Annotated in this window: 13 protein-coding genes and 1 tRNA gene; 2 read left to right on the top strand and 12 right to left on the bottom strand. The window is 26.9% G+C overall.

All coding sequences use genetic code 11. The annotated features are described in order from the left end of the window. Window positions 1–49 precede the first annotated feature (49 nt). The 9 genes from BFN48_RS02040 to BFN48_RS02000 all read right to left on the bottom strand — a co-directional run bounded on the left by BFN48_RS02040 (window position 50) and on the right by BFN48_RS02000 (window position 11296). The gene (locus tag BFN48_RS02040) at window positions 50–1810 is read right to left on the bottom strand and encodes an ABC transporter substrate-binding protein (protein WP_069649203.1); all 1761 of its coding nucleotides are present in this window, start codon (window positions 1808–1810) and stop codon (window positions 50–52) included. A gap of 112 nt (window positions 1811–1922) precedes the next feature. After that, a complete protein-coding gene (locus BFN48_RS02035) occupies window positions 1923–2492 on the bottom strand; it encodes a lytic transglycosylase domain-containing protein (RefSeq protein ID WP_069649202.1) in 570 nt (189 codons plus the stop codon). An 18-nt stretch (window positions 2493–2510) separates the two neighbouring features. After that, window positions 2511–3134 carry a dephospho-CoA kinase gene (gene coaE / locus BFN48_RS02030; protein WP_069649201.1) on the bottom strand — a complete coding sequence of 208 codons (624 nt, stop codon included), beginning with the start codon at window positions 3132–3134 and terminating at the stop codon, window positions 2511–2513. Beyond that, window positions 3121–5796 carry a DNA polymerase I gene (gene polA, locus BFN48_RS02025; RefSeq protein WP_069649200.1) on the bottom strand — a complete coding sequence of 892 codons (2676 nt, stop codon included), beginning with the start codon at window positions 5794–5796 and terminating at the stop codon, window positions 3121–3123. Before polA ends, coaE begins: the two co-directional genes overlap by 14 nt. A gap of 109 nt (window positions 5797–5905) precedes the next feature. Continuing rightward, a complete protein-coding gene (locus BFN48_RS02020; protein ID WP_069649199.1) occupies window positions 5906–6655 on the bottom strand; it encodes an SIMPL domain-containing protein in 750 nt (249 codons plus the stop codon). Window position 6656: 1 nt separating this feature from the next. Further along, window positions 6657–7910 (bottom strand): DUF4349 domain-containing protein, encoded by a 1254-nt coding sequence (locus BFN48_RS02015; RefSeq protein WP_069649198.1) that lies wholly within the window; start codon window positions 7908–7910, stop codon window positions 6657–6659. 13 nt (window positions 7911–7923) lie between these two features. After that, entirely contained in the window at window positions 7924–8520 is a 597-nt protein-coding gene (locus BFN48_RS02010) for an RNA polymerase sigma factor (protein WP_069649197.1), read from the bottom strand. 236 nt (window positions 8521–8756) lie between these two features. Next, window positions 8757–10211 (bottom strand): L,D-transpeptidase, encoded by a 1455-nt coding sequence (locus BFN48_RS02005; protein ID WP_069649196.1) that lies wholly within the window; start codon window positions 10209–10211, stop codon window positions 8757–8759. Window positions 10212–10336: 125 nt separating this feature from the next. Next, window positions 10337–11296, bottom strand: a complete 960-nt coding sequence (locus BFN48_RS02000) for a metal-dependent hydrolase (protein WP_069649195.1) — start codon at window positions 11294–11296, stop codon at window positions 10337–10339. A gap of 152 nt (window positions 11297–11448) precedes the next feature. On the opposite strand from BFN48_RS02000, the gene BFN48_RS01995 reads away from it, so the two are divergent. Next, window positions 11449–11535, top strand: a tRNA-Leu gene (locus BFN48_RS01995). Window positions 11536–11642: 107 nt separating this feature from the next. On the opposite strand, the gene BFN48_RS01990 is transcribed toward BFN48_RS01995, so the two are convergent. The 3 genes from BFN48_RS01990 to BFN48_RS01980 are packed head-to-tail and all read right to left on the bottom strand — an operon-like array spanning window position 11643 to window position 13371. Beyond that, complete coding sequence (locus BFN48_RS01990) at window positions 11643–12179, bottom strand: permease (RefSeq protein ID WP_069649194.1); 537 nt, start codon at window positions 12177–12179, stop codon at window positions 11643–11645. Further along, complete coding sequence (locus BFN48_RS01985) at window positions 12176–12661, bottom strand: permease (RefSeq protein WP_069649193.1); 486 nt, start codon at window positions 12659–12661, stop codon at window positions 12176–12178. Before BFN48_RS01985 ends, BFN48_RS01990 begins: the two co-directional genes overlap by 4 nt. 59 nt (window positions 12662–12720) lie before the next feature. Continuing rightward, window positions 12721–13371: a phosphatase PAP2 family protein gene (locus BFN48_RS01980; RefSeq protein ID WP_069649192.1), complete on the bottom strand. Its 651-nt coding sequence runs from the start codon at window positions 13369–13371 to the stop codon at window positions 12721–12723. A gap of 63 nt (window positions 13372–13434) precedes the next feature. Here BFN48_RS01980 and BFN48_RS01975 point away from each other — a divergent pair, with 63 nt between their 5' ends. Then, window positions 13435–14403: a selenium metabolism-associated LysR family transcriptional regulator gene (locus BFN48_RS01975; protein ID WP_242863193.1), complete on the top strand. Its 969-nt coding sequence runs from the start codon at window positions 13435–13437 to the stop codon at window positions 14401–14403. Window positions 14404–14423: the final 20 nt, after the last annotated feature.

The following is a 14423-nucleotide window of genomic DNA, read 5'->3' as shown; positions in this document are numbered from 1 at the left end:
ACTTTCTTAGTATAGCTGCTAATTTTATTAATGTCAAGTTCTAATCTAATTAATCATTCTTATTCTCTTCTTGAAATTTTTTTGGAATAAACCATTTGTCAATATCATTATATATATTGGCATAATTTGGTTTGATTTCGCCTTTTATTTTATTATCAACAAGTATTGCATTATTTCTAAAAAATAAACTTACATAAGGTAAATCTTTAACTATTAATTTTTGAATCTCTTCATAAACTCTTTTCTTTTCTGCTCTAGTAGTAGCTCTAAAAGCTTTTACTAAAAGCTGATCCATACTTTCATTTTTATAATTAATAAAATTACTTCCTTCATCTATTTGAGTTGAATGAAAAGCGAAAGATAAATCTGGAAGCAAAGATAATTCCCAACCAAGAAGTACTAAATCAAAATCACCGTTTTGAATTTTATTAACCATATTATTCCATTGTCTTTCTGCAGTTTCTACATCAATATTATCTACTGTAGTATCATACTGTGGAATTACTTCTATTCCAACGGCTTTTAAATCTTCTATTATCATGTTCGCAGTCTTTAATCTTAATGGATTATATGAATTTGTTAACAGCCTAAACTTTAGTTTGTTGCCACTTTCATCCTCTAAAATACCATCATTATCTGTATCTTCCCATCCAGCTTTATTTAAAATTTCTTTAGCTTTATCTATGCTATAATTGTAAGCATTTTTTTGAGATAATAACCAAGAATTCGGATGAATTGGTACATCTACTTTTGTTGCATGACCTAAATAAACTTTATTAATTATATTATCCCTGTTTATCGCATATGCAATTGCCTTTCTTAAAGCTAAACCTTTTTCACTATTGATTAACTTATTTCTAAAATTAAATCCTAAAAACTCATACTTTTGAGTAATATATTCATATATTGCTACTTTATTGTTTTGAGCATATTTTTCCCAATCCACACCTTCTGCCCTAGTTAAATCTAATTGCCCAGTTTCAAATGATACTACTGCTAGTTCATTATCTGATAATATTTTTCCAATAATTTTAGAAATATAAGGTCTACCTAAATGCCAATCATCATTTCTTACAAGCTCAACCCATTTAAGCTTATTATATTTGTTAAATTTATATGGTCCTGTACCTATAGGAATAATATCTTCACTTAAAGCTTTTAAATATGTTTTCTTTTTTATCTTAACTCCTTCCTCAACAAACTGGTGCTTAGGTATTATTGGAAATGTTAAACTTTCAAGCGCATTACTATAAGCTCTATCAAAATGTATTTGTAAATTCAAATCATCTATAATTTTAACATTTAGAATATGCTGTATATCTGTAGGTTTAGCAGCTTTAAATGCAGTTTCTAACATATCTTTATATAAAACATCATTTGCACCATATTTTATTACATCTACTGTAAACTTTACATCTGAAGCAGTAAACTTATACCCATCATGCCATGTAATATTATCTTTAAGCTTAATATCTACAGTCTGACCATCCTTACTAATTTTATAGTCTTCTACTAGTACTTTTCTTAAGTTTAGATTTTCATCAAAATCAAATAAACTTTCATATATTAATTTATTAAAATAATATAAACTCTTGTCACTACTCAATAATGGATTAAATGTTTTAATATAGGAAATAGGTACCACTATCTCTCCACCAAAAGCTGGTTCATAAACTTCGTTTTGATCTGTATTATCACTTTCATTTTCCTTGCCTTTAATATCATCTAGTTGATTATCAATACCGCAGCCAATCAAACTAATTGTTAACATAAGCGCTATAAATGCTACTAATATTTTTTTGAGTTTCAAAAAAATTCCTCCTTGTTTTTTTCTTCATCTCTTGTCTAAAATTTAAGTATATACACATTTTAATTATAACAACTATTTTTTAGCAAGTTCAATAAATTTTAAGTTTTATTAATTACAAAATATCTTTGTATAAAAATCTATAAATTTTATATGTTTTGAGTACTTTTTCAACATATTCTTTAGTTTCTACAAAAGGAATTTGGTCAAGTTTTTTTCCATCACTACTATACATAGGATTTTTTAGCCATTTCTCTACATTCCCACTTCCACCGTTATAAGCAGTTAAAACTAATTTAATATCATTTTTAAACTGCTTATGTAACTTATTTAAATACCAACATCCTATCATAATATTAATTTCAGGATCATACAAATAATCTTCATTATAATCTAATATACCTATTTCTTCTGCCGCCCATCTTCCAGTAATAGGAGAAATCTGCATCAACCCTTTAGCTCCTCTATGTGACTTCGCATCTTTATAATACTTACTTTCAACTTTAATTATAGAAGCAACTAAAATTGGGTCAATATTATATTGATAAGAATATTTCTTAATATAATCTTCATAATACAATGGATATATAATTTTTCCTATCCATTTTAAATTCGTGAAAACTGCTATAATTACTACTAAAGTACATATTATTGATAATATTTTCCTGTATTTTTTTAAAGGCAAAAAAATCCCTCCGAAAATTTAATACCTATTTAATAATTTTATAATTTGGTCTTTCAATTCGCTTATCCCTCTATTATTATCTATAACAACATCTGCAATTTTTAGCTTTTCAGTCATAGGCATTTGAGCACGTATCCTATTTAATGCACTTTCCATATCTAATTTATCTCGCTCAATTAGTCTACTTAACTGATTCTCTTCATCTGCATATACCAACCATATTTCATCAAACTTTAACCCTTGCTTTTCTAATATATTTTTTTCCTCTATCAATAAAGGTATATCTAAAAATATTACTTTGTTTCCATCACAAAACTGTTTTATTTTATTTATCATTTCTTGAATTATCCTTGGATGAACAATTTGATTCAATTTTCTTCTTTTTTCTACATCTTTAAAAATAATTTCTCCAAGTTTCTTTCTATCTATTTGATTATTTTCCTCTAAAATGTCTCTTCCAAACTCTTTTACAATATCTAAATATGCTGGCTTACCAACCTCAACTACCTCTCTTGCTATCTTATCAGCATCAATAACTATATATCCAAGCTCTTTCAATAACTTAGTAACTGTACTTTTACCAGTAGCTATCCCACCTGTTAAACCTATAATCTTTGTATTGCTTGTTCTATTTTGTTTCATACCAGCTATCACCTATCTTCATATCAACTTTTAAAGGAACGCTTAGTTTAAACGCATTCTCCATCTGTAACTTAAGTATCTGCTTAACCTCATCCAATTCATCTTTATGAGCCTCTATAATCAATTCATCGTGAACCTGTAATATTAACTTTGATTTTAATTTTTTCTTTCTCAATTCATTAAAAACATTCACCATGGCAATTTTTATTATATCTGCTGCACTACCTTGTATAGGAGTATTCATTGCCATTCTTTCACCAAAAGATCTTATATTAAAATTCCTAGACTTTAATTCTGGAAGATATCTTCTTCTATTCATAATTGTTGTTACATATCCTTTTTCTTTTCCTTCTTTTATTATATTATCCATATATTCCTTAACTTTTTTGTATTTTGAAAAATAGTTCTCTATATAAAGTTTTGCTTCTTTTCTGCTAATCTTCAAATCTCTTGCTAATCCATAATCACTTATGCCATATATTATACCAAAATTCACAGCTTTCGCTCTACTTCTCATAAGAGGTGTTACATCAGCTTTTGACACATTAAATACCTCAGCTGCAGTTTTAGTATGTATATCCTCATTATTGAAAAATGCCTCTTTTAAATTTGGATCATCTGTAATATGAGCAAGTACTCTTAATTCAATTTGTGAATAATCCGCATCAACTAACTTATACTCTTCACTACTTGGTATAAATACTTTTCTAATTTTCCTTCCCTCTTCTGTTTTTATAGGTATATTTTGAAGATTAGGTTCAGTACTGCTTATCCTTCCAGTAGTAGTAATTGTTTGATTAAAGGTTGAATGTATCTTATTGGTTTCTTTATCTACTAATGAAATCAAACCATCAATATATGTAGTTTTTAATTTCATTATGCGTCTGTATTCAAGTATTTTTTCTATAATAGGATGTTTATCTTTTAATTTTTCTAGCACTTCAGCATTTGTTGAATAACCTGTTTTTGTCTTTTTAATTACTGGTAATTCTAGTTTTTCAAATAGAATATATCCTAGCTGCTTAGTTGAATTTATATTAAACTTTTCACCTGCTATGCTATATATCTCGTCTGTAAGCTCTGCCATTTTTGTTTCAAATTCTTCGCCTAGCTCATTTAATTTTTTAATATCTACAGCAAATCCCTCAAACTCCATAAATGCTAATACTTCTATTAGAGGTAATTCAACTGTATAATACAACTCATTCATGTCGCATTTTTGTATCTTTTCTTTTATCGCATTTTCAATTCTCGATATTATTTCTAGTTGAGTAGAAAATATCTTAGCTCTTTCTTCTAATGAAATATCTGTTATCTTTTTTCTACTTTTTCCTTTACCTAAAATATCATCTTCATCTTCAATAAAAACAGATAAATATTCCTTAGCTAGTTCTTTAATGCTGTAACTATTTTGTGAAGGGTTTATTATGTATTGACCTATCATACTGTCGAATGTTATTCCATTTAAATATATTCCATTTTTCAAAAGTATTAAAATATCTTCTTTTAAATGATGTCCTTTCTTTTCTATATCCTTATTTTCAAATATATTTTTTAATTTCAATAAAACTTTATCTTTAAACTCTTCTTCAACTAAATCTATATAATACGTCTTTGTCATTTCAGTTTTGACTGTAAGACCTACTATTATGTCCTCTTGAATAAATCTTAAATATACATTTTTATTTTTATTTATGCTCTGTATTATATTGTCTATTACTTCTAAATCTTGTACTATTTCATAATTGCAATCAATATTTATTGTCAAATCATTAGATGTTTCTTTATCACTTGAAATTTTACGAATTCTACTTAATAAACTGTTAAATTCAAGCTTCTTATATAAATCTATAAGTTCATCATAATCGGGTTCTCTTTTCTTTAGTTCTTCTAAATCTATACTAATAGGTACTTCTGTTATAATTTTGGCCAATTTTTTACTCATAAAAGCCTGAAGTCTATTCTCTATTAATCTCTCTTTAAGCTTTTTACCTGAAATATTTTCTAAATTCTCATATATCTCTTCGAGCGAACCAAATTCCTTTATAAGTTTAATTCCCGTTTTTTCACCAATCCCAGGTACTCCAGGAATATTATCTGATTTATCTCCCATAAGTCCTTTTAAATCAATTAATTGTACTGGACTTATCCCATATTTTTCTTTCACACTTTGCTCATCATATATTTCCAGATTAGTTATACCCTTTCTAGTTATCAACACTTTAGTCTTTTTTGTCACTAACTGCAAATAATCTTTGTCACCAGTAACTAAAATAGTTTCTAACCCTTTCTTTTCACCTATTGATGCTAACGTTCCTGCAATATCATCTGCTTCAAATCCATCAATTTCTAAAGTAGTTATATTTAATTTACTCAATACTTCCTTTAGAATATCAAACTGCATAATCAATTCATCTGGAGTTTTAGCTCTATTTGCTTTATATTCTGTATACTCCTTATGCCTAAATGTTGGTGTTTTCTTATCAAACACAACACATATATATTCAGGAGAATATTCTTCAACTATTTTATTTAGCATTGTCAAAAAACCGTAAACTCCATTAGTATATATTCCCTCTTTAGTTTGTAATGGTGGTAATGCATGAAATGCTCTATGTAATAAACTGTTACCGTCAATTACCATCAATCTTTTTAATGACATTTAACCAACTCCTTAAGACTTCTTTAGTATATAGTTAATTTCTTATATTAAGTATATAAGAAATAGAATAAATAGTAAACAAATAAAACCCTTGATGTATCATCAAGGGTTAATACTTATATATTACATTTACTTTTGCTCTTATTTCAAGTTCTCCTTGTGAAATAGGTGTATTCACAGCATCTTCTTTTAGGTATGCAAATGAATCTCTATATCCTCCTACTACAGAATAATTCATATTAGATAACTCATTAACTTTATATGGTTTATCTAATTTAACTCCAAAAGTACTAGCAATAGCAGCCCCTTTATTTTTCGCATTTTCCATAGCCATTTTTAAAGCTTCTAAATAGTATTTTTCTTTATCTTTTACACTAAAAGTAATATTAGTTATATAGTTAGCTCCAACTTCAGAAACTCTATCAATTATTTTGCCTACATTATTTATATCTTTTATAGTAATTTGCACAACGTTTCTAACCATATATCCAGTTATAACACTTTTTCCTTTTTCTCTGTCATATTCCCTCATGGCTATAATATTGTATTCTATAGTTTTTATATCTTCATCTTTTATCTTGAAGCTTCTGATTTTACTCATTATATTTGTCATTTTATTCTTATTTTCTATCTGTGCATCCTGACTATTCTTGCCAATAGTCTCAATCCCTATATTAATATAAGCTATATCTGGTTTTACCTTAACTACTCCCTCTCCACTTACTGTAATTGTATTTCCTAAATCATTTTTTTCATCAGCTAATACATTATCTACAGTTTGAGAAGTCGAACCTAAAACATAACCTCCAATTAAAACTAAAGCAAATAAAATACTCAATATAGCAATCTTATTTTTCACATTAATCCCTCCTATACTTATATTTTTGGTATAAAAAGTAAGCTATTGCAAACAAGATAGATATTAAAATAATTATAGGTAATATAGTTATTAAAAATATAATCGTTTTTTCAAACAACTTAATTATATTATTTACTGTTGTAATAAAACCTTCCTTAGATTTTTCAAATATGCTTTTATCTACATTTTTTATTTCCTTATTTAATATTTCAACTTCATTTAAACTTATATTAATCGTAGCTAAAGCTACTAAGCTATCCCATTTTTTTAATACACTCGTATTTTGATCTATTTCGGTCCTTATTCTTCTTAACTCATTTTCAATCATAAGTATTTCTTCTACTTTTTCAGCTTTTCTTAAAATCTCTCTTAATCTTTCCTCTTGTATTTTTAAATTCTTAACTCTATTTTCAATGTCATAATACTGCTCTGTTATATCTCTTCCAGTTAAATTTTTTCTCTTTATAATTCCCAAACTATCAATATATTTAATAGCATCTTCAAATTTATCAGATGGCACTCTGACTCTTAAATAACCTCTTTTTAACGGCTCTTTTTCTTCTCTAAACTTATTGTATTGATATCCTGACTCTGAATTTTCTATATAACCACCTAAGAATTTTACATAATCTATTATTTCATTGAAAACTTTATCATAATCTTCTACATCTAATTCTACATAGGCTTCATCAATTATTTTTCTATTTTCTAATTTACTTTGTTTTGCATTTTCTTCATCTGTAAGTGTAATTGACTCTGCTCTATTAGAATCTGTACCATAGCTAGTGCTATAATCAGAAGCTTCTCCTCTATCTAATTCTGGTTGACTTGGTTTAAACTCACTAGCCATTTGCATAGGTGCTTCTTGAGTATCATAATTCGCTCTTTCTTCTACCATGCTTTTTCCCATTTTAAAATTGTTACCTGGAAAATTTATCACCATCAAAATAGCCGAAACAGAAATTATTACTATTAAGAAGGCAGCAGCTATCGTAGATAATACCTTGAACTTATTTTTATAACCTTTTGGTTTCTTAATTTCTTTAAGTTTTATTCTAAGCTTTTCATTAAAATCTTCAGGCAATTCTATTTCTTCACAATCTCTAGCGTAATTGACAATACTATTCATGTTCTTAAATAAGGTTCTGCATTTACTACATTCATTTAAATGCTGCTTAAACTCATTTTTTTCAACTGCATCTAGCATATCATCTATATAAAGAGACATTTTTTCTTCAAAACTTTTACAATCCATAGTCTCCCTCCTTTCATTTTTTTTGACTTGAATTCACTTCTTTAGGTTCCATTTCTTTTAAAATAATTTCTTTTAAAGCAATTCTTCCTCTACTTATCCTAGATTTAACAGTCCCAAGCGAACAATCTAATATCTCTGAAATTTCGTCATAACTAAACCCCTGTATATCTCTCAATATTATAACCGTTCTATGTATATCATCTAATTTATCTATCGATTTTTGTACTAATTCCTTAGTCAGCTTTCTTTCCAACTCAATTTCAGGAGTATTTTCATAATCTGCAACTTCTCTTTTTATATCGCCTTTTTCAGATTTAATAGTTTCATCTAGTGAATAAATCACCTTTTTACTTCTTATAAAATCAATTGTAGTATTAACTACAATTCTGTAAACCCATGTTGAAAAGCTAGATTTAAATTTAAATTCTCTTATAGATTTATAAATTTTGATAAATGCTTCTTGCACAACATCCATAGCATCCTCGGAATTTTTTAACAATCTATAAGCTATATTATAAGCCCTTTTCTCATATTCTTTAATCAACTCTTCAAAAGCATCAACATTTCCTTCTGAACTTTTTTTAATTAAGATATGTTCAGATTTTTTCACAGACTCACCCCTTTCTACTATCCTTATACAATTTAGACGAAAAACTTAAAAAAAAAGTTCCTAAAAAATAAAATCTTAAATTGAACAAAATCTTTAATTTAAATAAATTAAGGAAGATTTTGCCTATATCCATTACGGAAATTATATTCAAAATTAACCACAGCTCAACAAGGAATATAATTTCCTATGGATTATAAAAAAGAGCTTCCTAAATACTAAGAAGCTCTTTAGTTTATTCAATCCAATATATTAAATATCCTTTTATTTAAAGCAATCCTGGTTCCATAATCATCTATTATTAAATTGAATAAATTTTTAACTTTCTTAAAAGGTATATATCTAGTATCTTCTACACATATAACAGGTATCCTTTCAAAATTGACAAAAATATTATTAAAATCTATATTACCATCATCTTTTATTAAAACATTAAGCGGTATGTATAGTTCATTATCATATAAAATACTTTCGTAAATAACACCATCACATATTATCATAGGGTTTTTAGTTATTGTTAATTGCTTTCTAAATGTTGAAATATCTAATGTAAGTTTTGTATTCTCTTTTAAGTAATTTGCATCAACATAAGGTATTCCTTCATAAAGTTCATATGGAATTTCCTTTCCATTTCTCAAGTAATATTTTATTTCATTTTGTTCAAATTGAATACCAATATCTAGATATTGACTGATAACTGACAACCTTATTTTGGGATTTGTAGTTATATTCAAAACTTGATTAGTTAAATATTTATTGTTAAGAAATACTGCGTCAGTACTTAATTCAATCAAATACGCATCCTTATTTATATCTAATTGTCCTCCTAAAAGTTTCTGTATATCTGATAAAGCTATATAGTGTTTATTATCGACATATACTGTTTTAATAAAGCTTCCCATTACATAAGCATAGCTCTCTTTATATATAATTGGTACATTAGTATTCAACCATTTTCCGAACTTATTTAAGTTTATATAATATACTCCTTCTATAATTTTCACATCGTCAGTTATATATTTTTTATTTATAAAAAAAGTTAAATTATTGGAAAAAACAACTTTTTTGTTCTTAGCTAAATTAGTTACTTCTTCTAATCTTTTCTCTGATATCTCATTATATAAATTTAATTCTTCTAATTTCTGTTTAATTAATTCCTTTATATCACGAACTTTATTATAATAGTCTGGATAAATAATCAAAATAGGCTCTTCTCCATCTATGTCATTAACTATCTCTATTAAGTCATATTTTATCTGAACTGGAGTGCCTATAGGTACTATATCGAATATTTCTTGAATATCTCTTTCATACATTCTAACACATCCGCCTGAAGCAAAGGTACCAATTGAACTAGGATCACTATTTCCATGTATTCCATAGTGTGGCTTAAATCCCATCCATCTGCTTCCTAAGGGATTTCTTGGACTTCCTCCAGGTATGTTTTTTTTAGCATAATAAGGATTTATAACTTTATTTATTATTTTAAATTCACCAATAGGGGTTTGAGTTTTTGATTTTCCTACGGCAACTGGATATTCTTTAATAATCATATCATCTTTAAATAAAGTTAATTTTCTAGAAGGTATATTAATGACTATTTTATACTGATTTTCAACACTCTCAGCATAAACATTAATGTTTAGTGTGAAAAATAATACTGCCAATATTATAAGTAGTAGTTTTTTCTGCAATAATCTCAGCCTCCTTAATTTAAGTCTCAATCTATAATATTGATATTGTAAATTATTTATGCAAAATATAATATTTACCAATTTAGCTCAAAAAATGCAAAAAAATAGAGCTGTATTTAACAGCTCTATGCAATCTCTCTTTCTTCTACTAATATCTCTCTTTTTAAACTATACGGATGGAATATAGTTTTAACTATTTTCTTTTCAAAATTAAAAACCGCCGTAGCATGATGCATAAATTCATTTCTCAAATAATATCTCAAATCTATTACTCTTAAGATAATTTCTTCACCCTTATCTATGACTTTAATATGCTTTATAGGTGTAAATTCAGAAAAATATCTACCAAGCTTAGTTTCATCGAACTGCTTAATAAGTTTATGATTAGTTTTTTTAAATTTCTTTCTTATTGTAATATTTTTATTTAAATAATAAACTTGTCCCACAATGTTCGAACCTTTAGTTTCTACAATAAAATCCCATTTTAAAGGATTAAAAAATGAAGGTAAAATATTAATTCTTTTAATACTACTTTTATTTTTAAAACTATTATAAAGTACTTTTGTAACACTACTTCTCATATGAATTCTAAACAATAAATAAATTGCAAAAATTAATGAAAATACAATTCCTTTCATAACTGTGTCTTTAAATAAAAATACCATGCCTAACGATAAAAATATTATAAAAGGATCAAATAACATTAACAAACTTGCTGAAAACTTTCTCTTTGTAAATGGTAATAAAAACCTAGCACCATAAGAATTAAGCATATCAAACACAGAATGTGATAAGCTACCTAAAAAGGTCCAGATAAAAATTCTAAAAAATGAATAATCTTTGAATATTAAACTTAAAGCTGCAGATATTACTAAAGAAATAAAACCTATACCCAAAATTGAATGTGTCATTCCTCTATGATGTTTCAAATATTCATATTGCCCTTTTAATCTAAATACTATGTCAATATCGGGTGACATAGCCCCTATAACACTACCTAACATTAAAGGGTTTGTAATATTTATTGGTTCCCCACTTAAAGTAGATAATCCTAACCCTATTATTCCATGTGTAATTGGATCCATTTAAAACACCTCCAAACTAGCTACGTATAAAATTATAGCACAGATTGCTTATATATTTCTTTGGTATATAATAGCATTCGTAACTAAATTTTTTAGCAAAATAACTTGACTTTTATATGTTTTTTTGGTAACATACAATCTGTAGCTAATATGCCGAAGTGGTGGAATTGGCAGACGCGCCGGACTCAAAATCCGGTGGTAGCAATACCGTGTGGGTTCGAGTCCCACCTTCGGCACCATTGAAAAACCCTAGGTTGTAATGACCTAGGGTTTTTGTTTAAGTAATTTTATTGACTAAAATTTATCCAATATCATATATCTGTAATAACTTAAACAAAACAAGCATTTAATCTAATATTGACTCTGCATTTTTATAAATTTCTTCTATTTCATCCTTTGTTAATAAAAGATTTAAAATATGTGCTATTATAATAATCCCTGGTATATCAATTAATAATCTAGTCACAGCAAAACGTACGCCTAAAGCTGACATCTCAAATAAAAACATTGGAACTTTGGTAGTCGACCAAGCTCCTATAAATATCAGTACATTGCTGAATTTTACTCCTTTTTTCATAAAAATTGCAGCTATAGGAAAAGCTCCATATAAAGGTCCTGCTGCCGCTGATCCTAAGATAATAGCAAGAATTACACCTTTAAGCCCTGAGCTTTCTCCCATATATTTCACCATAGTTTCTCTAGGAACCCATATATCTAATAGTCCTAAAAGTATAAAAACTGGTGGAATAACTAAAACCATTTCTTTAACACCGTATATTGCTGTATTGAAAGTTTTCATTCCTAATTCTCTATTAAATAAAGTAATGATTGTTATAATAAAAATACCTACTAATGGGAAACTATATCTTTTTATTATTTTCATATTCCTCCAACAACCTTTCCTATAACATAAGCAACTAAAAATGAAAATAAAAATGCAAAACTGTTTCTCAAAATAGTAAGCTTTTTCCCAAAATATCGATTCTCTACTGGTATTGTAATAATTCCTACCATCATTAATGCAGAAACAAAAGCACCTATTTGCATATATCCAGCCCCATTCTGTAAAAGCAAAGCCGCTGTTGGAAAAGCTACAAATCCTGGTATTAGTGTTATTGCTCCTACAACAGCTGATGCAACTATCCCAATCCATCCTGATTCTTTACCTATTAATCTAGATATAACATCAGCATTGAATATTGAAAGAAGCACCCCTACTAACATAATAACTCCTAAAAACTCAGGTAATATATTATTAAATGCTCTCCACGATTTTTTTAAAGCTTTTTTAGTTTTCTGTTTGTCTTTTCTAAAAGATATTCCCAGCAAAATAAAAGTAATAACATAAATAATATAATTTATCATTAGCATCCCCTCTTTTAAATACTTAGTCAATTTTACAAGTGCAGCTAATTAGCTGGACTTTACTTATTTGTTGAAAAAATCATGTCTAAAGTATTAGCTTTGTATCTTCCATAGAATATTTCATAAACAAATTTCGCACATATTGTTGCTAATAAATATCCTCCTACAACATCTATTACATAATGCTGCTTTATAGTAATTGTAGACAATATAACCATTGTAGAAAATATATAAGAAAATATTTTTGTTGATTTCTTTATATCTTTTAGATTTAAAATAGCCACATGAGTTAAGACTGACTGTAAAACATGAATGCTTGGAAAAGCATTTACTGGATTATCGTTTGAATATATTAAAATTATTAACTTACTAAAAATATCATTACCAATTACTTCAGGTCTAATAATATATGTTGGATATAATAAAAATATTATTAAAGAAATAGTTTGTCCCAAAATTACTGCTAATGAATGTGTAACAAATAACTTTTTGTCTTTAATTAATAAATATAATAAAGTACTCCATATATAGAAATACCATAATACATAAGGTATAACCATCCAACTAATAAAAGGAATATAATTATCCAAATGGCTTATTAAATGATGCTTTCTCATATCTAATGTATTTATTACTAAATACATAACTTTAAGCATTATCAAAACTACTATAAGTAACACATATTTATTTTTTTTTAAAAACTTCATCATTTGTATTCACTCCTTCTTTAATATTCTAAATAAGCCTAGAAATAAAATCAAGTTTAAAACAATTTGTTGACAAATTGTAATTTATTAATTACGATAATTAAAGAATATGAAAGTGGTGATATTATGGATTTTAGACAACTTGAAACTTTTGTTGAAGTAGTAAAACTAAAAAGTTTTTCTAAAGCTGCTGAAAAACTATATTTAACTCAACCAACTGTTACAAATCATATTCAAAATCTAGAAAATGAATTAGGAACTTTATTATTAAATAGAACTGAAAGAAAAATAACCCCAACAGAAGCAGGTAATATTTTATATAAATACGCAATTGATATTCTTAATACAAGAGACATGGCTTGTTTTAATTTAGGTGCATATAGAGGTAAAATAGAAGGACATCTAGAAATCAGTGCTAGCTCAATACCTAAGCTATATATTCTGCCACAATTAATCAAAAGCTTTTCCAAAAAGTTTCCTAATGTAACATTCTCAATAAATAATAAAGATTCAAAAGAAGTTGTAAAAAACATATTAGATGGAATAACAGATTTCGGTATAATAGGAGCTAAATATTATTCTAAACACCTAGAATACATAGAACTAATAGATGATAATATAGTCTTAATTACTCCCAATAATGAAAAATATTCATGGGAAAATAACGAGGAAATAGATCCTAAAATATTATTAAATGAAAGAATAATACTTAGAGAATTAGGCTCTGGTACAAGACATGTAGTTGAAAAGGCATTAAAAGAAAACAATTATAATTTAAATAGTTTTAATATTGTAGCTTGTGTTGAAGATAATGAAACTATTAAAAAGTTTACAGAACTGGGAATTGGAATTAGTTTTATATCTGAAAAGGCTATTGAAAAGGAAGTAATGAATGGTACACTGAAAAAGTTTAAATTGAAAGGTATAAACTTAACGAGAAAATTCTACTTAATTTATCATAAAAATAGACAACTATCTCCTTTAAATCTAACTTTTAAGGAATTTATTCTCAATTATATTAATGGAGAAAAATAGGTACTAGATACTGGGTACTA

Source organism: Caloranaerobacter ferrireducens, assembly GCF_001730685.1.
In the GTDB taxonomy this organism is placed as follows: domain Bacteria; phylum Bacillota; class Clostridia; order Tissierellales; family Thermohalobacteraceae; genus Caloranaerobacter; species Caloranaerobacter ferrireducens.
The sequence above is the reverse complement of the archived record's forward strand: the minus strand, read 5'-3'. Positions and strand labels throughout refer to the sequence as shown.

What these genes read in the sequence shown, in the direction of transcription:
- coaE (WP_069649201.1), bottom strand. Translation starts at nt 3,134, where the DNA reads ATGAAACAAAATAGAACAAGCAATACAAAGATTATAGGTTTAACAGGT.
- BFN48_RS01985 (WP_069649193.1), bottom strand. Translation starts at nt 12,661, where the DNA reads ATGATAAATTATATTATTTATGTTATTACTTTTATTTTGCTGGGAATA.
- BFN48_RS01990 (WP_069649194.1), bottom strand. Translation starts at nt 12,179, where the DNA reads ATGAAAATAATAAAAAGATATAGTTTCCCATTAGTAGGTATTTTTATT.
- BFN48_RS01980 (WP_069649192.1), bottom strand. Translation starts at nt 13,371, where the DNA reads ATGATGAAGTTTTTAAAAAAAAATAAATATGTGTTACTTATAGTAGTT.
- polA (WP_069649200.1), bottom strand. Translation starts at nt 5,796, where the DNA reads ATGTCATTAAAAAGATTGATGGTAATTGACGGTAACAGTTTATTACAT.
- BFN48_RS02000 (WP_069649195.1), bottom strand. Translation starts at nt 11,296, where the DNA reads ATGGATCCAATTACACATGGAATAATAGGGTTAGGATTATCTACTTTA.
- BFN48_RS02015 (WP_069649198.1), bottom strand. Translation starts at nt 7,910, where the DNA reads ATGGATTGTAAAAGTTTTGAAGAAAAAATGTCTCTTTATATAGATGAT.